Annotated in this window: 24 protein-coding genes and 1 other annotated feature; of the genes, 6 read left to right on the plus strand and 18 right to left on the minus strand. The window is 47.5% G+C overall.

Going from position 1 to position 24994, the window contains the following annotated elements; genetic code table 11:
- Positions 1 to 967 precede the first annotated feature (967 nt).
- Genes SB752_RS04875 through SB752_RS04895 form a run of 5 tightly spaced genes read right to left on the minus strand, consistent with a single transcriptional unit; the run spans position 968 to position 5824 of the window.
- Positions 968 to 1891, minus strand: a complete 924-nt coding sequence (locus SB752_RS04875; RefSeq protein ID WP_410714588.1) for an NAD(P)/FAD-dependent oxidoreductase — start codon at positions 1889 to 1891, stop codon at positions 968 to 970.
- Between the two features lie 60 nt (positions 1892 to 1951).
- Positions 1952 to 2602, minus strand: a complete 651-nt coding sequence (locus SB752_RS04880; RefSeq protein WP_410714589.1) for a LysM peptidoglycan-binding domain-containing protein — start codon at positions 2600 to 2602, stop codon at positions 1952 to 1954.
- Positions 2599 to 3243 (minus strand): CPBP family intramembrane glutamic endopeptidase, encoded by a 645-nt coding sequence (locus SB752_RS04885; RefSeq protein WP_410714590.1) that lies wholly within the window; start codon positions 3241 to 3243, stop codon positions 2599 to 2601. Before SB752_RS04885 ends, SB752_RS04880 begins: the two co-directional genes overlap by 4 nt.
- Positions 3198 to 4709: a RecQ family ATP-dependent DNA helicase gene (locus SB752_RS04890; protein ID WP_410714591.1), complete on the minus strand. Its 1512-nt coding sequence runs from the start codon at positions 4707 to 4709 to the stop codon at positions 3198 to 3200. Before SB752_RS04890 ends, SB752_RS04885 begins: the two co-directional genes overlap by 46 nt.
- Positions 4706 to 5824, minus strand: coding sequence for a YpbB family protein (locus tag SB752_RS04895; RefSeq protein ID WP_410714592.1), 1119 nt, complete (start codon positions 5822 to 5824; stop codon positions 4706 to 4708). Before SB752_RS04895 ends, SB752_RS04890 begins: the two co-directional genes overlap by 4 nt.
- Positions 5825 to 5943: 119 nt before the next feature.
- Here SB752_RS04895 and SB752_RS04900 point away from each other — a divergent pair, with 119 nt between their 5' ends.
- The 6 genes from SB752_RS04900 (at position 5944) to SB752_RS04925 (ending at position 12303) form a co-directional block, all read left to right on the plus strand.
- Positions 5944 to 6861, plus strand: coding sequence for a hypothetical protein (locus SB752_RS04900; RefSeq protein ID WP_410714593.1), 918 nt, complete (start codon positions 5944 to 5946; stop codon positions 6859 to 6861).
- A gap of 103 nt (positions 6862 to 6964) precedes the next feature.
- Positions 6965 to 7171, plus strand: coding sequence for a ferredoxin (locus SB752_RS04905; RefSeq protein WP_031305339.1), 207 nt, complete (start codon positions 6965 to 6967; stop codon positions 7169 to 7171).
- Positions 7172 to 7541: 370 nt separating this feature from the next.
- Positions 7542 to 7788 (plus strand) — a binding site (T-box leader).
- Positions 7789 to 7866: 78 nt separating this feature from the next.
- Complete coding sequence (locus SB752_RS04910) at positions 7867 to 9021, plus strand: pyridoxal-phosphate-dependent aminotransferase family protein (RefSeq protein WP_410714594.1); 1155 nt, start codon at positions 7867 to 7869, stop codon at positions 9019 to 9021.
- Positions 9014 to 10597 carry a phosphoglycerate dehydrogenase gene (serA, locus tag SB752_RS04915; protein ID WP_410714595.1) on the plus strand — a complete coding sequence of 528 codons (1584 nt, stop codon included), beginning with the start codon at positions 9014 to 9016 and terminating at the stop codon, positions 10595 to 10597. The genes SB752_RS04910 and serA overlap by 8 nt, the downstream gene beginning before the upstream one ends.
- Positions 10598 to 10731: 134 nt before the next feature.
- On the plus strand, positions 10732 to 12015 hold the full coding sequence (locus tag SB752_RS04920; protein ID WP_410714596.1) for an ArsB/NhaD family transporter: 1284 nt from the start codon (positions 10732 to 10734) through the stop codon (positions 12013 to 12015).
- Positions 12016 to 12027: 12 nt separating this feature from the next.
- Positions 12028 to 12303, plus strand: a complete 276-nt coding sequence (locus SB752_RS04925) for a hypothetical protein (protein WP_410714597.1) — start codon at positions 12028 to 12030, stop codon at positions 12301 to 12303.
- 56 nt (positions 12304 to 12359) lie between these two features.
- On the opposite strand, the gene SB752_RS04930 is transcribed toward SB752_RS04925, so the two are convergent.
- From SB752_RS04930 to SB752_RS04990, 13 genes are all read right to left on the minus strand, one after another.
- Positions 12360 to 13496, minus strand: coding sequence for an HAD family hydrolase (locus tag SB752_RS04930; protein ID WP_410714598.1), 1137 nt, complete (start codon positions 13494 to 13496; stop codon positions 12360 to 12362).
- Positions 13497 to 13510: 14 nt separating this feature from the next.
- Positions 13511 to 15298 (minus strand): ATP-binding protein, encoded by a 1788-nt coding sequence (locus tag SB752_RS04935; RefSeq protein ID WP_410714599.1) that lies wholly within the window; start codon positions 15296 to 15298, stop codon positions 13511 to 13513.
- 1 nt (position 15299) lies between these two features.
- A complete protein-coding gene (locus SB752_RS04940) occupies positions 15300 to 16016 on the minus strand; it encodes a response regulator transcription factor (RefSeq protein WP_410714600.1) in 717 nt (238 codons plus the stop codon).
- Positions 16017 to 16103: 87 nt separating this feature from the next.
- Entirely contained in the window at positions 16104 to 17333 is a 1230-nt protein-coding gene (gene ccsA / locus SB752_RS04945) for a cytochrome c biogenesis protein CcsA (RefSeq protein ID WP_410714601.1), read from the minus strand.
- Positions 17334 to 17356: 23 nt separating this feature from the next.
- A complete protein-coding gene (gene resB, locus SB752_RS04950; RefSeq protein ID WP_410714602.1) occupies positions 17357 to 18985 on the minus strand; it encodes a cytochrome c biogenesis protein ResB in 1629 nt (542 codons plus the stop codon).
- A gap of 12 nt (positions 18986 to 18997) precedes the next feature.
- The gene (gene resA / locus SB752_RS04955; protein ID WP_103105293.1) at positions 18998 to 19522 is read right to left on the minus strand and encodes a thiol-disulfide oxidoreductase ResA; all 525 of its coding nucleotides are present in this window, start codon (positions 19520 to 19522) and stop codon (positions 18998 to 19000) included.
- Between the two features lie 108 nt (positions 19523 to 19630).
- Positions 19631 to 20380, minus strand: a complete 750-nt coding sequence (locus tag SB752_RS04960; RefSeq protein ID WP_410714603.1) for a pseudouridine synthase — start codon at positions 20378 to 20380, stop codon at positions 19631 to 19633.
- A 108-nt stretch (positions 20381 to 20488) separates the two neighbouring features.
- Positions 20489 to 21022: a spore maturation protein gene (locus SB752_RS04965; protein WP_289136147.1), complete on the minus strand. Its 534-nt coding sequence runs from the start codon at positions 21020 to 21022 to the stop codon at positions 20489 to 20491.
- Between the two features lie 14 nt (positions 21023 to 21036).
- Positions 21037 to 21627 (minus strand): nucleoside recognition domain-containing protein, encoded by a 591-nt coding sequence (locus SB752_RS04970; protein WP_410714604.1) that lies wholly within the window; start codon positions 21625 to 21627, stop codon positions 21037 to 21039.
- Positions 21620 to 22795 carry a D-alanyl-D-alanine carboxypeptidase family protein gene (locus SB752_RS04975; protein WP_410714605.1) on the minus strand — a complete coding sequence of 392 codons (1176 nt, stop codon included), beginning with the start codon at positions 22793 to 22795 and terminating at the stop codon, positions 21620 to 21622. The genes SB752_RS04970 and SB752_RS04975 overlap by 8 nt, the downstream gene beginning before the upstream one ends.
- Before the next feature lie 97 nt (positions 22796 to 22892).
- Entirely contained in the window at positions 22893 to 23477 is a 585-nt protein-coding gene (gene scpB / locus SB752_RS04980; protein WP_410714736.1) for an SMC-Scp complex subunit ScpB, read from the minus strand.
- The gene (locus SB752_RS04985; protein ID WP_410714606.1) at positions 23467 to 24234 is read right to left on the minus strand and encodes a segregation/condensation protein A; all 768 of its coding nucleotides are present in this window, start codon (positions 24232 to 24234) and stop codon (positions 23467 to 23469) included. The genes scpB and SB752_RS04985 overlap by 11 nt, the downstream gene beginning before the upstream one ends.
- A 19-nt stretch (positions 24235 to 24253) precedes the next feature.
- On the minus strand, positions 24254 to 24922 hold the full coding sequence (locus SB752_RS04990) for a site-2 protease family protein (RefSeq protein WP_410714607.1): 669 nt from the start codon (positions 24920 to 24922) through the stop codon (positions 24254 to 24256).
- Positions 24923 to 24994: the final 72 nt, after the last annotated feature.

Here is a 24994-nt window from a genome sequence, read left to right on the forward strand (position 1 = left end):
TCGTACTATAAAATATGATGGTAAGCCTGTAAGAGTTCTCCGCATTTTCCGACGAATAGCTGGTAGTATTCATCCATTTTTTAGCACATTGGAAAATCCGGGGTAGTCCTATCATATCACATTTACTTACTGGAACATAGTCACGTGACACCTCACGCCCTTATTCGTGCACTTTCGCACGCGCTTGTCGATTAAGCCCATTGAAAAGAATAGTTTGTTGTACGCTGTCAATTCCTGCGCTTTCCCAGGAAAAGCTGCCCTCCAGAGGCCGTTGCGTATACTCCTAGCATTATCATCAACGTCATTGTTGCAACGGGCATTTTCATCATTTGCACCACGAGGACAAATACAGAGAACAAGCATAATAGGACATGTAGCCACACATTTTGCGTATATTTTTGATAAAAATATTGACTGATGTGAAAGTGCAGTAAGCCAAACAAAAGCAGCGTGGCCATTACGAACATCAAGAAAGACAGAAATGTTTCTACCGGTGAAAACATCAACATGGAGATCCAGACTCCGACGCTGTTCAGGTGAAGACTTTTGGCAGGAAATATGAGCATTGCTCCATTGCCCAGTATCCACGCGAATAGTCCCATCAATAAACTTCTTCCTACGATCACCATAAGAAAACCTCTATCGGGGCCTCCTCAAGGAGGAGCGACCGCGTTTTATCGGTAGGTTTTCATGCGCTCCAAAATTCATAAGCGCCGCGCACTTATAAATTCCTACACGGTAAGAAAACCTCTATCGGGGCCTCCTCAAGGAGGAGCGACCGCGTTTTATCGGTAGGTTATTCTTGCTAAATCAGGAGGCAGCTTCGTTTAGTTTATACTTTCTGATTTAGTAAAAAATGGTGCCTCCCACTACCGTTTCTTTCTCCACATTTATATTGATTCCTGCTAGTTCGGGTTCCTGAAACAAGTATAAGAAACCTCACAGAAAAAAACGCCGCTGCACGGCGCTAGCTTTTGGCTTGTAGGAAATGATCGCTTTCACGTAGCCGCTTTTGTATCCAGATGGCAGCCTGTGCCCCATCCCCCATCGCGATGGCCACCTGCTGTGAATGAAGTGTAATATCTCCGACCGCCCATATATTGCGATGATCCGTTTCTTTGGTTCTTGGATCGGTCCGCACATGCCCTTTTTCATTCACATGTACCTTGAAGCCTTGTAGCAGACCTGTCTGGACAACAGCTCCAGGAACAGCGAGGAAGGCTCTCGTCACACATAAAATCTCTCCAGATGCAAGCTCAAGTGCAGCTAACTGGCCGCCATTATGTAACAGCTTCTGCACCTTCTGATCATAAAAAGCAAAGCCTTGTTTTTTTAGTCGCTCCAAATCATCTAATGAAGTCAGAGCACCCGTATGGTTCAAAACCGTGATTTGCTTTGTATAATGAGAAAGTTCATCCGCCATCACTACCGCCTGCGGTCCTGCTCCAATCACAGCGATCGGTTCTCTGACGCTTTCATAGCCGTCACAATCCGGGCATAAAAAAATAGAGCTCCCCAGACACTCCTCTATACCCGGAATCGATGGGAAGGGATCACGAATACCCGTCGCCATCACGATTGTCCTGGCCACTAGTGGGTTTGCTCCATTTTTCGTTTGGACAATGAACTCGTCATCGCCTCTCGCCCGCAAAGACACAGCTTCATCCTCAATCATGTGTGCACCGTATTGTGTAGCTTGCTCCCGCCCCAAGCGGCGCAGCTTGTCTCCACTTACATCTTTGGGATAACCGAGGATGTTGCGATACGTTTTGGCTACGGAAGACCGCCCCCCCGGTATGTCCAAAACAGCAACACGTCGCAAGCTTCTGGCTAACTGGATGGCAGTTTGCAAACCTGCAATGCCTCCACCGATGATTATTGTATCATACATCACGAGCACCCCACCTGTCGCAGCCATTTCGTCCTAGCTTTCCCCAAAATGGCTGCACCATTACGGCGCTAACGGCACCATCACGATTTTACCAGCGGTAAGCTGTGTATCGGCATGAAAGCCATTGTACTTTGCAATACGCGAAACATTCAAGTTGTTCCCGTAATATTTGCGTGACAGCATGTACAGCGTCTCGCCTTTTTGCACTACATGCCTGATTACTTTTGGCTTAGGGGCCGGAGTCGTTGCCGGAGCTACAGTCGCATTGTTCTGCTTTGCCGGGACATTTGCAATCGGTGTGGATTTGGGCTCGGCAAAAGTGCTTGGTTGCGATACTGGCTGGACAGAAGGGGACGTCGAAACGGGCGGTACATCGATTTTTGCATCCACTTTTGTCTCAGGAGTGGTCTTTCCTTCCTGTACGGTTGGTGTTGACGCTGCTGCTCCCAAGGCTTTGCCAGCAACATTCTCTGCTTGTCCTGCTGAAGCGATGTTGTCAGTAGTCGGCTCACTTACCGTAAGCGTTGGTGTACCGAGCTTCGCCGCTTCGTGGGATACTTGTGCTTGATATAGTTCGACCAGGATTACCCCGAAAAAAACGGCGCCAAACACGACCAGACCCGACCGGACCCATTTTGTAAACGAGAAATTGACTTTCCGTTGCGTATTCCGGGAGCGGCGAGGTGGCAATTGATTCGGCTCTAGATTCACTTCTTCTCCCCCTTTTCCTTTTTCATGATGGCCTGCAAATAAAAAGCCAACAGCAGATCAATTCCAATGTGAGCCACAATCGGTGACCAAAGCGAACCCGAATAAGTAAAAAGCATGCCTAGTAGCCAGCTAGTACCAAAGACGCTTATAATCATCAGCGGTTTCGTTACATAACGGACATGCACTAGCGTAAACAGCAGACTGGTCCAAAAATTCCCGGCAAACGTCTGGATGACGCCTCTGAACAGCCATTCTTCAGCTACGCCAACCGCCATGCATACAAGAAGCGTGGTCACAGGCGTCATGCTGCCAAAAATTCGCATGTTCACACTTCCATCATCCTGCCAGCGCTTGGGCAAATATTTATCCATCACGATACTAACAAGAACAATAGCAGCAATGACACACCCCGACCAAGTCAGGCTAGACCATAATGGGAACCGAAACAACTCCATCGTTCCTTGGATCCCATGTGCCCATAAGCTGCTGCCAGCCGCCACTATCAAAACCAGTCCTTGCGTTAGCCAGAGATTCAGCCGCAATGTAGCTTCGTCAATCTCTTGCCCACCGTACTTCACTGATGTAATCGCTCCTTTTATCTTTTCGGCAAAAGAGTTTGCAACGCCTGCCGTAAATTCCATGGTTTTTCATCTTTCTTTTCCTGCGTCTGGGGGATATCCCCAGCGTAAGCCGCGCGATCCATACCACAATGGACGCAGCACTGAAGAGTAAAGGTGTACTCGGCTTCCTCAAAATAATGATTGAGACTACGACGCAAGCACTGATTATTCTGTACATAGTCAAGCATGCCAAACAGTTTTTGATGCTTTTGCCTTTTTCTCACCTGGGTATCCTGCCAAATATGCAAAGCCTTCTCTTGATCGTATGGCATGGAAGTTCCAGGCTTTGAGATATACCCGGCTTTTTCAGCATAGAAGGATAGCATCCCTGCCATTTCTTCTGACATGTCCACGGAAGCCAGCACCTCGCTGGTTATGGAGATACCTTTTGACAACAGCTGGCAAAATTGCTGAACCTGAAGCTGAGTCGGATATTCGCGGTCCAGCATGTGCTGATGAATATGTACGTCTTCCATCGAACTGAAAAGAAGGGCATACCCTGGCTCTCCATTCCTACCGACCCGGCCAATTTCCTGAGCATACGCCTCCATGCTCGCTGGCAGCTGATAATGGATGACAAAACGGATATCCGACTTATCAATCCCCATTCCAAAGGCATTCGTGGCTACGATAATATCCAGGTCCCCAGAAAGAAATTGCTGTTGAATCAGCATCCTCTCCATACTGTTCATACCTCCGTGATATCCGTGCACACGTCTGCTGCCTTCAAGCTGATAAGTGGCAGTCAACACATCTACAGCCTGTCTGGTGCTGCAATAAACGATACCTGGCCCCTGGAGGCTGTTCATTAGATCTATGACTTGCCGGCGTCGCTCACCCTCGTCCTGCACCTCGGCAAGATCCAAAGCGATGTTTGCCCGATTCAGAGGCTGGACAACCACATCTTCTGCTTCGATATGCAATAAATCACAAATCTCATCCCGCACAGCTTTGGTCGCAGTTGCCGTCACCGCCAAAACAGGGGGATTGCCCACGTTTTTAATCACATCCGGCAAACGAAGATAATCAGTTCGAAAATCATGCCCCCACTGCGAGATGCAGTGTGCCTCGTCAATCGCAATCAGTGATACACGTGCTCGCTTGAGGACTTCCTGGACGTAAGACTGTTGTAGCTTTTCTGGAGATACGTACAGCAGCTGATACGTTCCAGCGGCAATCTCTCGGAGCAACTCTCTGCTTTCTGCCGGGTCTAGTGAGCTGTTTACGTAGGCAGCAGGAATTTTATTTCGTGCACGGAGCTGCTGTACCTGATCAATCATTAAAGAAATGAGCGGGGAAACGACAACCGTGATTCCCGGTAAAAGCAGAGCCGGCAGCTGGTACGTTACTGATTTTCCCCCTCCTGTTGCCAATAACCCAAGAACATTTCGTCCTGACATCACCTGTCTGATCATTTTTTCTTGACCCGGCCGAAAAGCAGCATGACCAAAATGCTTGCTTAACGTGTTGTGTAACAAATCGCTCACTTAGCCTTCTCCCCCTGTCTCCTGGCCAAGGCCAGACGAATCTGCAAATAGGAGACCGAATCATCAAGCTGATCCTTTATCATCCGCAAACGGCTGGTCTGCAATTGTTCACTCGTTTGAACAATATGAACACCGAGCTCTTCTGATAAATAGTCGGAATAATCCCATTCCGGACAGCGCAAGGCCATCTCAACTAGGTGGTCCTCAACTGTGCTTTCCTTGATATTCCGCCTGATCGCCACCTCAGTCTTGCCCAATCCTCGTTGAATCAGCTGATACGTCTTTGCCGCACTGTCTGTGAGGCGAGAGTCAAACTTATGGGTTTGAATGACGAGTCGGGAAAGCAAAGGAAAGCATTCGGGTTCCTGTTGTAATCTCAGGATGCATGCAGCAAGCCCGAAGCGAAATGGAAGCTGTAGGTAGGATGGCGTTTCTCTTTTTTGCTGAGCAATTTGTCCCAGCGTCTTCCCAACCTGATCCGCTCCTGACAGCTGCAAGATAATCAACTCCTGCGCTTCAATCGGCAACGGATGCAGCAGCTCGAACAGCTCCTCCTCCAGCTGATCCCGCCACCTCTCTCTCGACACTTGATCCTGAAGCTGGGAGCGAACCCACATTTGTGTACGCTTGTCCGAGACGATAGGAACGAAGCCAAGCTCTCTTACAAGCAAATGGGAGACGGTCTGTACAAGAAGATGCAGTCTCAACCAGAACAGGCCAAGCCGCTCAGCCATGTCTGATTGGCTAAAAGGAGCCAGCCAAAAATTCAGCTGATAACGATCAGACTCCTTCTCTGCAAATTCCTTGCCGGTTTGTGTGACCCAAAATGTTGATTTCTTTGTTTGCTCGTCTCTTGTTACGGTCCGAATGAACCCTTTTTGTAATAAAGTTGAAACAATTTTATCCCAACCCTCTTTTGTAAAACGAGGAAACATCCGATAATACGGATAAAGGCTGTACAAATGCACGTCCTGCAGAGTTTGATTGGCTTTACGGCCTCGCAATATGTAAAAGGCTGCCTGAAGCGTTCGCTCGTTGGAAAGAGGAAGCATTGCATTTAAAGCAATCAGGCAAAGAAAATCCAGCTCCTCGCCAGCACTGTTATGACTGTTCATTCGTACTCCTTTAGCTATCATTCTATATGTCTTTACGATTATGGCAGCATCTTCTATATGTTACACCTTACATATGGCATAGACTACAAAATCGCTGCACTTTTTATTTGGAGGATTTTATGACAAAAAGGTTGAATAAATCAGAATTTATGATGGCGTACATGATCATCATAACACTTGCTTGTGGGGTTGGTGGATTTTTTTTCGGCGCACATTATATGAAGACAAAAATTGAAGCCGAGCAAGCAGCTGTTTTAGAAGCCAAGCAAAAAGAGGCTGAAAAGGAAAAACTTTTACGTGAGCAGAAGCTTTATAGTGAACAGGACTTTATTCGTTTTTATTATGCCGTATACGCACCTGTGCTAGATATGAAGCAGGCCCATTTCAACACGATGGAAAAATGGGGACAAATGAGCAAGAAGGAACAGTCTGAATCGCTCAAGCAATTAGTCAAAATGGCCGAGCAGACAAAAAAAGAATTGGAAAAGAACGTTCCTCTGCCTACCTCACCCTTGTTAATACAGGCACACAATCTCTTTACAGACAGTATCCGGGCGTATTTGGATAGTATGGAGCATGTGCGTAGCGACCAGAATAGTAATGCACTAACACCAACCGAAATCGATGCCCGAATGACGCTATTCAACAACAATTGGCTGACTGCTCAAGAAAGGGTTTATCACTCTTTTGCTGTATGGGAATCGGCATACGTTACCAAACAGCCATTGCCAAAAGAATTGCCATCCTCGGTCAGCACAGCAGAGTGGAAGCAGTATCCGTTTCACTTCCGTACGTATCTGGCAGCAGCTTCCATGTCAGCAGACAAGCAGTGGCAGAATTATAATCCTGAGGATCTGACCGCGCGCCTCGATATGTTGGTTTCATCCAATGACGCGCAAACGCTTGGAATCAAAGATTTTGCGTCTGCAATCAAGCTGGTAAACGCTACAGATGCCGTCCACGCGGGAGACTTTAAAGTGTTAAATGGGAGACTTTATTCAGGGTTAAAGGCTCCAGAAATCCCTCTCTACAGGTAGTCGTACATTTTTAGACTGATTCTATCTTGAAATCTTGTCAGCAAGAGCATACAATGATCTATGATAGTGGACGTACCACTTCGTAATGGGAGGTGAAACCACGATGACAACATGGGTAGATAAAGATACTTGTATTGCGTGCGGTGCTTGTGGCGCGACAGCTCCTGACGTCTTTGATTACGACGATGAGGGCCTTGCATTCAACAAGCTGGATGACAATGCAAACAGCGTTGAAATCCCGGATATCCTTCAAGACGACGTCCGTGACGCTGCAGAAGGATGCCCGACCGATTCTATTAAAGTGGAATAGGATTCCTTCTACAATGACAAAAACTCCTCCGTACACTTGTGCGTGAGGGGTTTTTCATTTTTTCTAGCTTTCCCATTTCCACTGAACATATGATCAGCATTTTCTCATTCCCTCTTTCTTAAATTTTAGGTAAGATGAGGCTGTAAGGAAAACACGAACATTAAATTGACTTTTTCCCATTTTTTGTGAGATAAATATCTTAACGTTCGTGTTTTACTTGTTTTTCGGTTGTTAAACACTCTATAGTTTATATTATTCACGAACTATAAATGATATTTTTTTGGTAATGTTCATTTTTTCTTGTTTTAGTGCTTGACGTTACTTTTTTGCCGTGATATCGTAAGTACAAATCTTACGAAACACAAATACGTGAACAACGATGACGAAGAAAAGCTGTGTACATGGAAACCCTCAGAGAGCCGATGGTCGCTGCAAATCGGTGGTTCCACTCGCAGATAAGCACTTCCGAGTTGTTGCGTCGAACAGACTATTATTTGTCCAGTAGACGCGAACGGTAGATCCGTTATCTCTTCAGGTCATGTACCTGCCAAGGCTCTTCTTTGAGAGAAGAAGGGCAAATGAGGGTGGCACCGCGAAGCAAGCCTCTCGTCCCTCACTGTTCCGTAATAGGAGCAGTGTGGGAACGGGAGGTTTTTTTGTTGCATGCTTGTATAGAACTAGGAGGAGAGAAAGCTATGTTTACTGACAAAATGATTTTGAGAATTCCGGGTCCAACCCCTATCCCCCCTCGCGTTCAGCAGGCGATGAACCAACCAATGATCGGACATCGCAGCAGCAAGTTCTCTGCTTTGTTCGCTCGCACAGCTGAACGACTGAAGCCTTACTTCGGAACGACGCAGGATGTGTATATTCTCGCCGGCAGTGGAACCAGCGCTCTCGAAATGGGCGTAGTGAATACGTTGCAGCCAGGTGATGAAGCAGCTATCCTCGTAAGCGGTGCCTTCGGTGAACGCTTCGCGAAAATTTGCGAGCGCTATGGTATCACCGCCCATCGCTTGGAGGTTGCCTGGGGCGAGGCTGTTACTCCTGAACTGCTAGAAGCTTTCCTCAAAGAAAAGCCACAAGTAAAGGCTGTCTTTGCAACCTATTGCGAAACCTCTACTGGTGTCCAAAATCCGATTGCTGAATTGGCACAAGTGATTCGCCAGCAATCCGACGCTCTTTTCATCGTTGACGCTGTTAGCTGCCTTGGTGCAGTCGCTTGCGAAATGGATGCGTGGGGCGTAGACATCGTCGTAACAGGCTCGCAAAAAGCTTTCATGCTCCCAACTGGTCTCGCTTTCCTCGCAGCAAGTGAGCGTGCATGGAAAGTGATTGAGCAAAATAAAACATTAGCTTTCTACCTCGACCTCAAAGCTTATCGTAAAAGCATGGCAGATCAAACGACACCGTATACACCAGCTGTCTCGCTCGTTTTTGGACTCGCCGAGGTGTTGGATATACTGGACGAGGAAGGCTTGCCAGCTGTTATCAAGCGCCATGAGCTGATGCGCGACATGACTCGTGCAGCTATGAGAGCCTTGAACGTACCTTTGATGGCAGAAGATGCTTACGGTGCTACTACGGTTACATCGTGTGATCCACAAGGCGCATTCGATGCGGAAGCGCTCCGCAAGGTTCTTACCAAGCAATACAACATCACCATTGCCGGTGGTCAGCAGCATCTGAAAGGGAAGATTTTCCGCATCGGCCACATGGGCTATTGCGAACCTCTCGATGTACTGCAAGTCATTTCTGCAATCGAAATGTCGCTCCATCAAATTGGCGCTCCAGTCGAACTGGGTGCCGGTGTCAAAGCTGCTCAGGAGGTGCTCATCGCACATGTATAAAGTACTGATTACTGACCCACTCAGCGAATACGGAATCCAACAACTGCTAGACGCATCTGATGTAGAAGTTGTTCGTAAAACGAACCTCTCCCCTGCCGAGCTGCTAGACGTCATCGGTGATTACGATGCCCTGCTCGTACGCAGCCAAACACAAGTAACGGCAGAAGTTCTCGCTGCAGGTAAAAAGCTCAAGGCAGTCGGCCGTGCAGGTGTAGGTGTCGATAACATCGACGTAAACGCTGCGACACAAGCAGGTGTCCCAGTCATCAACGCTCCAGATGGAAACACGATCTCTACTGCGGAGCATTCGTTTGCCATGCTGATGGCAGTTGCCCGCAACATCCCACAAGCACATAAAAAGCTCGTTGACGGCACTTGGGATCGCAAAAGCTTTCAAGGTGTCGAGCTGAATAATAAAGTACTCGGTATCATCGGAATGGGCCGCATTGGTTCCGAAGTAGCAAAGCGTGCCAAAGCTTTCGGTATGACAGTCATGGGATACGACCCGTTCATGACCGAAGAGCGCGCACAAAAAATGGGCGTGACCAACGCAACTGTAGATGAGATTAGCCGCCAAGCTGACTTCATCACCGTGCATACCCCATTGACCAAGGAAACTCGCTACATCATCAGTACCAAGGAGTTTGCAAAAATGAAAGACGGTGTTCGTCTGATCAACTGCGCACGCGGTGGTATCATCGATGAGAAAGCACTGTTCGAAGCGATTACAAGCGGCAAGGTAGCCGGTGCTGCGCTGGACGTATACGAAGTAGAGCCACCAGTCGATAATCCTTTGGTCGGACTGCCACAAGTCGTGACCACTCCACACCTGGGTGCTTCGACTATTGAGGCCCAAGAAAACGTTGCTGTTGACGTATCCGAAGAGATCTTGAAGGTATTGCGTGGAGAGCCATTCAAAAATGCCGTAAACCTTCCATCGATCCCGGCTCACGTGATGGAAAAAGTACAACCATACTTCACTTTGGGAGAAAAACTTGGTCATTTCTTGGCGCAGGTAACAGTTGGCTCTATCTCGGAAGTCCAAATCAAGTACAGCGGTGAATTAACCGAGGTCGATACAGCTCCTCTTACTCGTACGGTTTTGAAGGGTGTCCTCTCTTTCCGCCTGGGTGAAGAAGTAAACTTTGTGAATGCGCCGCTGCTGGCTAAAGTACGTGATATTACCGTTACAGAGCAAAAAGCAGCTCAGAACAAAGGCTTTACCAACCTGCTGACCGTAACACTCAAAACAACGCAGGAAACACGCACGGTTGCCGGAACTCGCTTAAACGGATACGGTGCGCGTATCGTGAAAATCGATGATTTCGCGATCGACGTAGCTCCAGAAGGCTACCTGCTGTACATCCATCACAATGACCGTCCAGGTGTTATCGGCCGTGTCGGTTCTATCCTCGGTGAAAACGGCGTAAACATCGCAACCATGCAGGTGGGTCGTCGTGACATAGGCGGAGATGCGATCATGATGCTTTCTGTTGACAAGCCGTTGACAGCAGAGCTGTTAGACACGATGGGCGAGCTCGCTGAAGTGAAGAGCGTAACGCAAATCGAGCTATAATACGAGTAATCCTTTGCCACTCTGAAATCCAGATAGAAAAGACCTGGTTATTGACCGGGTCTTTTCCTTTACCATCATTTTTATTATCGCTATAATTAGGACAAGGCACTTTAACGCAAGAAAGGAGTTTTACTGTGACCAATCAGGCTTTATTTGCTATTGGTATTTTTTTAGTTACATACGCATTCATTATTAGTGAAAAATTGCATCGCACGATCGTAGCCATGTGCGGTGGAATCCTAATGGTGCTATTCGGTATCGTAACTCAGGAGCAAGCGATTCATCATATCGACTTCAATACCCTAGGACTACTCATAGGGATGATGATTCTCGTTGCTGTAACAGCGCAGACAGGAGTTTTCAAATACGTCGCTATTCGGGCGGCCAAGGCTGCCAGGGGCAAGCCTATTCGAATCCTTGTCTACCTAAGTATTATTACGGCTATCGCCTCTGCTTTTTTGGATAACGTCACAACCGTTTTATTGATTGTACCCGTGACGTTTAGCATTGCGCGTCAGCTACAGCTCAATCCGGTTCCTTTTTTAATCAGCGAAATTATATCGTCCAATGCTGGTGGTACAGCCACTTTAATCGGGGACCCACCGAATATTATGATCGGCAGCTCGGTTCCAGAGCTGGACTTCATGGCCTTTCTTGTGAATCTCAGTCCGATCATCATCGTAATTATGGCTGCAACGATCGTATGTCTGGTGCTGATTTATCGGAAACAACTTGTTACCACACCAGAATTAAGTGCAAAAATCATGCAATTGAATGAACGCGACGAGATCACCGATACGAAGCTGCTAAAAAAATCTTTAACCGTGATGGCTTTAACCATCATTGGTTTTATGCTGCACGGTGCTCTGCATCTGGAATCAGCAACAATCGCCCTGACGGGGGCATTCCTCTTGCTCTTGTTAACAGGCGAGCATTATTTGGAAGACGCGATCAGCAAAGTAGAATGGAACACGATTTTCTTCTTCATTGGTTTATTTGTACTTGTTTCTGGACTTGTAGAAACGGGAGTTATTGCCAAATTGGCTGGCGAAGCAATCAAGCTGACTGGCGCCGACCCATTGAAGACATCCCTGCTCATTCTTTGGCTGAGCGCAATCGCTTCTGCCTTTGTTGATAATATTCCATTCGTCGCGACCATGATCCCGATGATTAAGGAAATGGGCGCACTTGGCATAACAAATTTAGAGCCACTCTGGTGGAGCCTCGCTCTTGGCGCCTGCCTGGGCGGCAATGGAACACTCATTGGGGCCAGTGCCAACGTCATCGTCGCTGGTTTGGCTGCAAAGGAAGGGCATCACATCGGCTTTGTCAGCTTCATGAAAATTGCCTTTCCACTGATGATCATGTCCATTCTCATCTCTCATGTGTATGTATACCTGCGTTATTTTATTTGGTAAGGGGGAATTCACTTGCTCCACTATACATTTGATGAAAAGCTGATAGCCATCACCGAAAGGAAGCAGTCCAGTGACGTTTCCTTTCAAATCGAGATTCATTCGGAATCAATGCGCAGTCGTCTGAAGCAGGTACGAAGCTTTTTTGAGGACAACAAAGACTATACCGATGTGCTGTTTTACTCCCGAGAAGACGGAACCTATGAGGTCATCGTTCGAAACGATATGATTGCCACCTTTTTGATCCATGCCTTTCGCTTTCAATGCTTGACCTCCTTGCGTTGGGCATAAGCGTTAACAAAAAAGACTCTGCCGAGAGCATACTCAGCAGAGTCTTTTTCATGGTTCTATTCCAAAATAGACAAGATTTCACGAACATCGTTCAAAATGTAATCTGCCTTCTCTTCTTCAAATTTGGCACGCGCGTCCTGTCCAGATAGTCCGGTTAGTGTCGCAGCGAATTTGCAGCCAATGGAGCGTGCTGCCAGGTAGTCAGCCAGGGAATCCCCAACGATCAGCACTTCTTCTCCGTTTGCAATCGGCAAGGAATAGTTCACAACGTCACTGTTTGGCGTCGTTAATCCAAGCAGACCTTTTACATATGAAAACGGATGCGGCTTGGACATCGGTGCGTAAGCAGGATACTCTTCTTCTGCCTCAAGGACATGTGAAGCTGTCACCACACGATTCTGGTCAAACCATTCCAAAATCTGCATTTCGTTCAGAGGAACATGCGTTTCTATTGTTGGACGTCCTGTTCCAATACCGATGGTGTATCCTTTTTCTTTCAGAGTACGGAACAGCTCTACCATTTCAGCAGGTGGCACGATTGGAATTTCATCCGTTAAAAAGCCTTTTTTTCCGGGCTGCATGGTTTCACGACCGATTGAGGCTGCTACCCGATCATCTCCTAAGTACCATTCCTGGAACGTTTTTTGAACCAGCTGCCATAAATCGCTGTTACGTGAGAACATTTCTGTTTTCACACCGCAGCGCTCTTCTGCAATGACATTCAAATAGAGCAGCATTTCTGCTTTTTGAGCAGAGCCCTTTGCAAAATCAGCGGTAAAAGCTGCATAGTCCACTTGGAAATCAGGTGCATGAGCCCTTCCCCATTCTCTGATTTGCGCAAGCTGTGGACGGTCAATTTGACCTGCCAGCATGTTGGTTGCTTCAGTACCCAATTGTGGCTTCAGTACCCCAAGCAATCGAATCAATTGATAGGAGAATGCCAGGAAAACCATGTCCCAGTTCGAATTGATTCCTCGTGATTTAATGAAGTTCAGTACATCATCCTGAGCAAATACTTCAGCACGCACACGACGGATCTCGGCTTCTTCCGGAGCTGGTGAGAACTTGTCGTTTGTAAGTCCCAGGTATTGCGAGCTATAAAGCAGCTCCCACACGGTCAAAGCAGATGCATCAAAATAACGTTCTTCACTAAGCATAACTCCGTCAACATCAAAAAGGATCGTTTTGATCATTTCTCTCTACACTCCTATTTGTTTTTCGATTGCAACATCAGAGCAATGGTAAACGTTGTTCCCTCTCCCATTTTGCTTTGGACACTGATGGTTCCACCATGTGCTTCCACCATGTTTTTTGCGATCGCAAGTCCTAAACCTGTACCGCCTTCTCGACCGCGCGTACGCGCTTTGTCAGCTTTGTAGAAGCGTTCAAATACAAACGGCAGATCTTCCTGTGGTATGCCACTGCCTGTGTCGCTGATTTCTAGTAGTAAGGTTTTATCTCCCCGTGCCCGGATGGTGACACTGCCGTGACTAGGAGTGTGTCTTAGCGCATTGTCAACAAGGTTGGTAAGCACCTGCTCCATGCGATCAGGATCGATATGCACATGACTATGTGTAGTGGACATCTCTAGCAGCAGTTGAATATCCTGCTCTCTCGCCAAATTCGTAAACTTGCGCTGGATGCGCTCTAAATACGGTCGTAGTTCCAATGTTTCCTGGAACAGCTCTACGTGACCCGCCTCCATTCGTGCTAGACTCAGCAGCTCATTCACGAGCTTGGTCATGCGAACAGATTCGTCATAGATGATTTTAGCTAGTTCCTTATGCTCTTCTGGAGTTGTTACGATATCATCCACAATGGCTTCGCTATAGCCTTGTAGCATAGATAGCGGAGTACGGAGCTCATGGGAGACGTTGGCCACAAAATCGTTGCGCATTTTGTCCAGCTTGCGCTCTTGTGTGATATCTCGCATGACTGCGACTGCACCACGAATGTGATTGCGATCGTTTAGCGGTACCATGACAAGTGCCCAGATTCGGCCTTGCACAGCAATATCCTCGATTACCTCTTTCCCGGTCTGAACCTTTTGATAGAAAGAGAACAGTGGTATCGGCTCATCCGCATGCTGGTATACCCAATCACGCAGGAAGCGCTCTGCAGGAGGATTTTTCACTGCAATTTTCCCAGTTTCATCGATCATTACGACGCCATCTACCATACTCCGCAGTACACTTGCCAGCTGCTCTTTTTCCTTAGACAAGGCATCTACCAGTTGATTGAGCTTACTCGCCATCGTATTAAATGACGCAGCCAGCTCCCCCATCTCGTCAGCGGTTCTGATCGGAATTTCTGCGTGAAAATCTCCTTCTGCAATACGATGTGCCGTCTCTTTCATTTGGCGCAATGGAATCGTAATTCGAGAGGATAAAAAGAACGCAAATACTGTCGTCGACACAAAGCCGATCACACCTACAACAAAAATCAGAAATCTCACTTCACTGACTGTATCATCAAAATCTTCAATCGCCTGATACATGACCACTGATCCTTGTTTACCAGCGGATATCTCCAGAGGTACCGCAACAGCTAACAGCTGAAGATTCCCAGAACGATCTGTGGAGCCAGCCGTATCAATTTGCACATATAATCTCTCCGGAGCAGGATGTTTTCCTGCCAGTGCCTCACCCAGCTTCAGTCCCGGAGCACTCAGCAACTGCTCTATCGGAATCTCTGGCAAACCTTTGCCCTCGCTCTTTCCTACGACCTCACGCTTGTCATCCAGGACAATCATGCCTGTATGATGTACCGCGCCAAATGTCGATGCCATCTCCATTGCCGTTTGCTTATCCTTGCTTGCAGCCAAACCAGTGGATAATCCTTCAGCTAGCTCTTGCAAATTTTTTGTTTGCCGGGCGTTATAAAAGGTGTCAAAGGATTGTACAAGCAGGAGACTGAAAATCGTTAAGACCAGTGCGAATAACGCAATAATGGTCATCCATAGCTTTCCAACTACGCTGCGAAAAATGACGTCCACGTTATTTAGGCACCTCTAGTTTGTAACCGACACCCCATACAGTCGCGATCATGTTCGCAGCATGAGGAGAGACGCGGTTTAATTTTTCGCGCAAACGCTTGATGTGTGTATCTACCGTGCGCAGATCGCCGAAAAATTCATAGTGCCATACATCTTTCAAAAGCTCTTCGCGCGTAAATACTTTATCAGGAGAGAGTGCTAGGTAGTGCAACAGTTCATACTCTTTCGGAGTTAGACTTACCTCTTGACCGCTAGCAATCACTTTGTGCGCATCATGATCAATCGTCAGTTCAGGGAATACGAGAACCGAATGGCTATTAAACGTCTCTGTTTTCAAATAGGCCGTAGCTGAAGAGCGACGAAGAATTGCCTTCACCCGATACATGACTTCACGAGGGCTGAATGGCTTTACAACATAGTCATCCACACCTGCTTCGAAGCCATGAACGCGATTCGTTTCTTCCCCTTTTGCAGTTAGCATGATGATAGGTGTTGCCTTGAATTCACGAATCCGCTGACAGACTTCAATGCCGTCCATACCAGGAAGCATAAGGTCCAGCAAAATAATATCATAATCACTGCCAACAGCCATTTCGACAGCCTGCTCTCCATTATCTGCTTCATCGATCAAAAAGTTTTCTCTTTCCAGGTACATCTTTAGCAGTCGGCGGATACGTTCTTCATCATCGACTACGAGAATACGTGCCATTTTTTCCATTGTCTACACCTCTTGACATTATGATTTCAAAATCCAATTGAAGATAGTCCAAAAAGCTGGCAGCAAGACCAGCTTTTTTTAGTGAGGTTACACCCCTGCGTAAGAGTGCAGACCTGCGATGACCAGATTGACTACTACCAGCGTGATTAAGATAATGACAAATCCTATCACAGACATCCAGGCAGATTTGGCGCCAATCCATCCGCGAGACAGTCGCAAGTGCAGATACGCGCTATAGAAGAGCCAAACGATGAGTGCCCAAACTTCTTTTGGGTCCCAGCCCCAGAATCGACCCCACGCCTCCTGCGCCCAGATCATGGCGAAAATCAAAGCTCCGAGTGTAAACACTGGGTAACCGATACTAATCGCACGGTAACTGATTTCGTCCAATAGATCCGGCTCGATGCCATCAACGGATGGTTGAATAACTGCCCCCAACCGCTTGCGGAAGATGAGACGCAAACCCCCATACAAAATAACACCCGTAATGACTGACCACAGCATCGTATTCAATTTGCGAGCCGCATCCTTGCCTTCCATCCACGTTGGTGCCGTGAATAAAGGCGACATCGGACCAGCCTGGATAATCGTCGAATCAGCAGGTGCTACCAAAGCTGGCATCGTGTATTCCGCTTTTACTTTTTCCAGCTGCCCCAATGCATTAGGTTGTTGTTGATTCATTTCAAACACCGTTTTTTGATCCAATCGTGCAAAGGTGGACTCCATCCCAATAAATCCTACCAGCATCAGAACCACAGAAAGCACGACTTCAAGCCATTTTGTACTTTTCGTAGAAACCTGTTGGGGAACTGTACGAATCAAGTACATCAAGCCTGCCGCAAAGCCAACAGCGAGAATCCCCTCACCCAGGGCTGCAGTCGTTACGTGAATATGCAGCCAGTAGCTTTGCAGAGAAGGAATCAACGGCGTAACGTCTTTTGGAAAAACATAGGAGTAGGCCAACATGATTACTCCTAAAGGAAGTACAAAGGCACCGATAACATTCAGCTTGTAAATCCGATAGATAATCAAATAAGCCAAGATAATACAGTAATCCAGGAATGCCATGAACTCAAACATGTTACTCGTTGGGCTGTGTCCTCCGCCAATCCAGCGTGCAATTACATAACCTGTTTGAGCTATAAAGCCTACGACAGCCAATCGATAAGCTATCGTACCGAATCGTTTTTCATGTTGCTTAGGATCGCGACCTGCCCAGTTTTTCCCAGTCATCGCAACGACGAACACGATGGACGAGATCACGTAGAGCAAAAACGCAATATCCAATAACCAGTCACTCAATTGGATTAGCTGCACGTCGAGTGTACCTCCTTGAAGCTCTAAGCCTTCGATTTTTCTTCAATCGTCACAGGTAATTTCATCTGTTCAACGAGTCCGTCTACTTCCCGGCGCAAGCCAAACCAGTTTTTGTTTGTATGAGCTGCCATCATGATAGTTCCGTCCTGGATTTGAACCCAAATCCGGCGATGCTGCCAGAAGAAGCCCATCGCGACACCAATCATGAAAATGAACGAGCCAAAGTAAATTAACGGTACGGCTTTATCCATACGCACGTTGATCCCTGAAATATCGATCAGGTCAGGCATTTTGATCTCGATTCCGTAGGTAGGGTCCGATTTTTGTGTAAGAATCGAGCCCTGCAAATAAACCATTTTCTCACTTAGCTTCCCTTTTTCGTCCAATACCTCGATCGCGACCATTGGATTTTTAGGCAAATTAGTCTGAGTCGCTGGCTTACCGTCTTTCCCCATAATGAAATCAGGGAAATAATCGAGCACCTTCACTTTGAACCCATCAGCAACTACTTGCTCTTGCGCTGGGTTGTACAAATCAACCTTTATCTTGCCTACTTCCTTGTTTCCGTTCTTCAGGTCGATCAGATTGAAATTGAGTGCCCCCAGCTGCATCTCTTGCATACCCGACTGATACAAATAGAGAGACTCATGTACCATCGGATGGTTTACAACGATCGGGCCATTCTTAATTTCTACGAGATCAGGCTTGGCTCCTGGCAACTCTGCGTTTTTGTTTTCGTACAAGATGGCATCCGTCTGATAATTTTTCGCGATGGCTCCGCCCTTCAGATCCAGCTTGACTGGCATTTCATCCTCAGACCAATATTCCGTCGTGTACTGCAGATTTTTGATGTAGTAAGGAGTATTCGGGATCGCAACCGTTTCTCCCTCACGTACCCAGACATACTCGTCCAAGAAAAAGCCCGGTATGCTGCGTGCCAAAACACCGACCAAAAATAAAATCAAACCAATGTGATTCACATAAGGACCCCACCGGCTAAAGCGACCTTTTTCCGCCATTAGAGCGCGGTCAGTCTGGAATATCCGGTAGCCCTTTTTATGCAGTGCTTGTGCGGAGCCAGCCAGTAATTCGGCTTGATCCGTTCCTTGCAAAAGCTCCCCTTCTGCAAACAGCTTCTGTCCCTTCAGGAAGGATTTATGCTGATTCAGACGTGGTTTTTTCAATGCCTTGTACAGTGGCACGACACGGTCGAGACTACAGATGACCAATGACGTACCCAGCATGACCAAAAGCGTGACAAACCACCAGGATGAATACAGGTTGTGGAATCCTAATTGATAGTAAATCGTACCGAGTGTCCCGTATGTATTGGTATAAAAACGTGCGACATCCGCTTCAGTTGGGACCGGAACTGGAATGTATTGCTGCTGCGGAAAGACGGTTCCCACCGCCGAAGCGATCAGGATGACAATAATGATACCGATTGCAATTTTGACCGAGGAAAAATAGTTCCAAACCCGATCCACCATTTTTTTCGTGTAGGTCTGGGAACGACGTGCCATGCCCTCATAGCGCATATCAGGAAACGCTGTCTGCTCCGAAATTTGGATGTCTAGCGGCTTACCACAAGATTCGCAAAGCAGCGTTCCAACGGGATTGGTATGCCCACATTCACATTTTCGCTGATCCATTTCAATCCTCACTTACGGCAAGATTTTGGACACTTTGTCCGCTATCATTGCTTCGTTTAATTGACCGATGAAAATTTCCTTTACTTCCCCTTCTGGAGAGATGAAAAACGTAGTAGGAATCGGTCCAATTCGATACAGCTTTGTAATTTGCGATTGGCGGTCTAACACGATTGGAAACGTAACGTTGAATTGCTTAACGAATGGCTCAACTGCGATTGGCGATTCACCGATATTCACGCCCAGTACGACGAGTCCCTTGTCCTTGAACTTATCGTATTGTGCTTGCAAAGCAGGCATCTCTTCTTTACATGGCTCACACCAGGTGCCCCAGAAATTAAGAACGACGCCTTTTCCTTTCAAATCACCAAGTGCCATCTCAGGTCCATTTAGCTGCTCCAGGCTAAAATTCGGAGCATTACTCCCTACTTTTACAGCTTGTGGATCCTTCACGAAGCTGGAATAGAGAGCAAAGACAAGTGCCACGAGCAAAAGGCCCAACACGGCAATTCGAACATACGTACGATTGCTCTTGTTCATGTTGCCCAAACTCCCATCTATTACTAATAGAAATACAAGGTTTTCCTTTCTATTATAGCGTTCCTAGTTTTTCCGCCAGCGTATAACTTATGAACAGATTTTGAACGATCAGCGCTTCTGACCTCCGTCCCGCTTCTTTTGAACCAATCCTTGTTTGAGCTTGTCTACTTCCGTCGTTGTCAAAGGTCGAAATTGACCAGCCGAAAGTCCTTCCAATGTAAGAAACCCGAGCCGAATGCGCTCCAGTGTGATGACAGGATGTCCAATCGCGTCACACATTCTGCGTACTTGCCGATTGCGACCTTCATGAATCGTCAGCTCGACTAAAGCTCTGCCTGCTTTTGTGTCTGTCTTCAGGAGCCTCGCTTCCCCCGGTGAGGTCATTCCATCCTCCAGACGAATACCCGTTGCGAGCTTCTTTACTTTCTCCGGCGTCGGAATGCCTTTTACCCATGCACGATAGACTTTGTCAATTTCGTAGCTTGGGTGAGCAAGCTTGTTTGCCAGTTCTCCGTCATTCGTCAAGAGGAGCAAGCCGGATGTATCGTAATCCAAGCGACCAATTGGATATACCCGTTCCTTGATCCCTTTTAGCAAATCGGTAACAACCCGCCTTCCTTGTGGGTCCGTAACACTCGTAATCACACCAGTTGGCTTGTAGAGCAACAGATGCACGTGCTGCTCCAGCTGAATTCTTCGTCCATTCACCACGATCTGGTCGCTTAGCGGGTCTACTCTCGTTCCCAGCTCACGGACCACGTTGCCGTTCACTTGTACCTTTCCTTGTACAATCAACTCTTCACAATGGCGACGAGAGGCTACTCCAGCATGTGCCAAGACTTTTTGTAAACGTTCCATTGTATGGATCACCTCTACAACATCATACCCATTCTTACCAGTGTGGACAAGAAAAAGGCAAAAACTTCCCCCACCTGCAGGGAAGTTTTGTGTAGCGTGATTGTCGAATTACGAAAATACGTAAGACACGATGATCAAGGAGAAGATGACACCTGCAAGATCAGACCAGAGCCCCACTTTTAACGCATAAGCCGAGTTGCGGATACCAACTGCCCCAAAATACACAGTTAGCACATAAAGTGTCGTGTCTGTGCTCCCTTGCATCGTGGCGGCCAGGCGGCCAAGGAAGGAGTCTGGTCCGTACTGCGCAATTAAATCGGTAGCAATCGCCAGTGAACCGGTGCCAGTCATCGGCCTAAGCAAGGCCAATGGAACAATCTCCTCAGGAAAGTGAATAGCATCCAGCGCTGGCCTGATCGCACTCAAAAGCAGCTCCAGCGCCCCTGATTCTCTGAACATCGTTACGGCGACCATCATGGCAATCAGATGAGGCAAAATACGAATCGTGGTCGTAAGCCCCCCTTTTGCGCCCTCCACAAACGTCTCATATACCGGAACCCGTTTGCTCCATCCGTAAAGCAGCACAAAGGCAATCATGACGGGAATCGCCCAAAGGGAGAGCAGGGATACCCATTGGTACATGCGAAGGTCCCCCTTTACCTGTGACGTCTCATGTGACGATACCGATACCAGCGATCAATCAGTAGTGCGACAATCGTTGCAGCAAAGGATGACAATAGGGTTGTACCGACAATTTCTACCGGATTGACCGAGCCATATTGCATACGAATCGCAATCATCGTTGTTGGAATAATCGTGATACTCGCTGTATTAATCGCCAGGAGCGTACACATCGCTGGCGAAGCTACTTGTTTGTCCGGATTCAGCTTTTGCAATTCTTCCATCGCCCTAAGCCCCATCGGAGTAGCTGCATTACCAAGCCCGAGCAAATTCGCGCTCATATTGGACAAAATGTACCCCATGGCCGGGTGTCCTTTTGGAATATCGGGAAACAAGCGCGAAATGATCGGAGACAACGCATGTGCCACCAGCTCCAAAAGACCTGATTTTTCCGCAATTCGCATGATCCCCATCCAGAATGCCAATATACTGAGAAGGCCAAAACAAACGGTGACACCTGTTTTGGCCCCTTCGAAGGCAGCTTGATTGATCATTTCCATGCGTCCTGTTGCCGCCGCTACAGTGATGCTGATCACAATCAGGGCGAGCCAAATAATATTAAGCACTCCACAGCCCCCCTGCCATCAAGTTCCACACCTTCTGCCAAAAGGTTTGCGGGCTTGACTCAGCCTGAGATGTCCATGTTGGTTCAGACACGTCTACTTTCAGCGGTACCTGACCGATCATGTCCTCTTTCAGATAAAATTGGAGAAAACCGACCAGCTGCCCATCCATCTTGGCTGTTACATTCGATTCCCCCATCACCACACGCGTACGCATGACGGACTCCTCAGATGATTGCAGCGGGTATTGAAAACCATTCATCGCGACCAAATGCGTACCCGCTTCCATCGTAATCGGCGTCTGAGGTTGTACATTCTCACCTGAGCTCACCAGCTTTTTCAGCGGGAAATTGGCAAATCCCCAGTCCAAAAGGTTCGCCGAATCATTCCAGTCATCAGAAGCATTCAGCGTGATCGTAGCGAGCTGTCTGCCATCTCGCGTTGCTGACGAGGCCAGACAACGCTTTGCAAGCTTTGTATAGCCTGTTTTCACTCCATCCGCACCATTGTACAAGTGCAGCATTTTGTTTTTGTTCAAAAGCCGCCTATCCCACTCTTCACCTTCCCAGGAGATGTCCTTGACCTTTGTCGAGACGATTTGCCGGAACGTTGGATTCCGCAGGGCATAGGCTGAAAGCTTTGCCATATCTTCCGCTGTTGAATAATGCATATTGCTATCATCCAGACCGTGGGGATTGGTAAAATTCGTGTGCTCCATTCCGATGAGCGCAGCCTTTTCATTCATCAAATAAGTAAAGCCTGGCACAGAGCCACCGATATGTGTAGCAATCGTTACAGCTGCGTCATTACCCGAGCGCAGCATCAATCCATACAGCAGTTCCTCGAGAGTCAGCTTTTCCGAGCGTTTCAGGTAGATCGAGGAACCTTCTACGCCCACCGCTTCCGGGGGAACCGTTACGACTGTGTCCAATTTCCCCATTTCAATCGCCACGATGGCTGTCATTGTCTTGGTTAGGCTTGCGATCCGCATTTTTTTCGTGCCATTTTTTGAATAAAGGATTCTGCCGCTCGTCACATCTATTAATGCCGCTCCCTCTGCTGATAGCCCAGGTGGAGAGCCCGCTGCTTTTGCCGGGGTACCCGGCCCGATTAATAGCTGTATCAAAAGAAAAACGACGAGCACGCCGGACAGCTGTTTTCGCACGTTCATAAACGTCCTCCCCATCACAAAAGTACAACGATACACAGGTTTGTACCATAGTATATGGGGACGAGTCGTTTGGTAGTACGAAAAACTGTCCAGGTAGCTAGTCGTTTGATGGTTCTTCTGCTTTGCCAAAAAGGGCGGTTGCTTCCAAACGCGCCTCTTCGATGTCGAGATTAATGGGCGGCTCAGGTAGATCTCCCAGCTCCCGCAACCCAAAATGCTCCAGAAAATCTTTTGTTGTCGCATAGAGAATCGGACGTCCGATTCCCTCTGCCCTGCCCGCCTCACGAATCAGTTGCTTCGACAGGAGGGTATTGAGTGCCTTTTCACATTTTACTCCGCGAATTTCTTCGATTTCAGAACGAGTCAGTGGTTGTTTGTAAGCAACGATCGCCAATGTTTCCAGCGCTGCTTGCGAGAGTGTCGACTGTCCTGGTGAAGTTGCCAGTCGCTCGAAATATGGAACATGCTCAGGTAAGGTAGTCAGCTGGTAAGCCTTGGCGACCTCCACAATTTGAATCCCACGGCCAGCACGGCGAAAATCAGCCTTCATGTCCTCGATGACATCAACAACCACTTCTTCGGATACCTCGGTGATTTCACTAATTTCTTTGGCGTCGATTCCTTCATCACCCGAGATGAACAACAAGCCCTCAATGACGCCTTTCAGCTTGTCATAGTCCATCATTTGAGGCTCCTTTCGATCCATTTTCACAAATCATAATATCTTGAAACAGTTGATTTTGAATGCAGGTAATTTCTTTGGCCTTCATCAGCTCAAGCAAGGCGAGAAAGGTAGTGACGATCTCGGAGCGTGTCGCACCACCCGTGAAAAGCTGGGAAAAGCGTACCATGCCTCCTACTCCACGGACCAGATGGCGAATTTCTTTCATCCGGTCTTTAATAGAGACTTCATCACGGGATACTCTGGTAATCGGCTCTTTTTCCTTTACCTTCTTCACCAGCTTCTCTAACGCGTTTATCAGATCGTAGAGAGTTACATCCTTTACCGTATGATCTTCTTCTCGTACATAAGGTGATAGATTCTCTGCAGGTCGTGTAAACACCTGATTGCGCCCAATTTCCATTTCTCGCAATTGCTCTGCCAGCAGCTTATAGCGCTTGTACTCCAAGAGCCTGGCAACCAGCTCTTCACGAGGGTCGACCTCTTCTACATCCATGTCTAGGAACTGCTGAAAAACGTGTTCCTCTTTCTTTGGCAACAGCATTTTACTTTTAATAGAGAGGAGGGTAGCCGCCATGACTACGAATTCACTCGCAACATCGAGTTGAAGCTGCTGCATGGTGTCTATCGTTGCAAGATATTGTTCTGTAATCTCTGCTACTGGTATGTCATAGATGTCCACTTCTGCCTTGTCGATCAAATGGAGCAGCAGGTCGAGTGGACCCTCAAAGGAATCCAGTTTAATGCTGTATGCCAACAGTAGTCCCTCGTTTCCTCTAAATAAACAGTGCGGCGATACTATGCGCTATTTCCTGAACCCACATCAATACCATTCTGAATGGAGTTTCAAATATGATCGCGCGGACTCCCGGTATAAAGATGAGCAATAACAAGATCCACGGTCCATACACTTCAAAATTGTAAAATATCCCGTCCCATCTACGCGGAGACAGGAACCGCAGGATTTTGTAGCCATCCAGCGGAGGTATCGGCAGCAGGTTAAACATGAACAATGCTGCGTTAATGATCACCAGATATTCCATCGTCTTCTCAATCGCAAATACGGCTTTCTCACCCATTCCCTGCGTGACGCCATAAAAGTCCATTAGCATGAAGATGGTGTAGGAGATGATGGAGAGCACCAAGTTAATCAATGGCCCTGCAGCTGATACGTAGACAATGCCCAGACGCTTGTTTCCACGAAAGCGCAGCGGATTGATTGGAACTGGCTTTGCCCACCCAAAAGGACCAAACAATATAAGAATCAAACCGAATGGATCAATGTGCGGGATTGGATTCAATGTCAGGCGGCCTTCATCCTTAGCCGTGCTGTCACCCAGCTTCCAGGCGACAAAGGCATGTGCCCATTCGTGCAAAGAGAAAGCGATGACGAACGCGATTAAGCGAAACGGCACCGTATTCCATTCAAAGTGAAAAAGATCCATTGGTTCCTCCTCTGAAAAATCGTCTACCTTATAAGATACCAGCAGATGGATAGGCTTACAAGTATTCTGCTT

The sequence above is a fragment of the Brevibacillus sp. SIMBA_040 genome (assembly GCF_046535075.1).
Lineage (GTDB): Bacteria > Bacillota > Bacilli > Brevibacillales > Brevibacillaceae > Brevibacillus.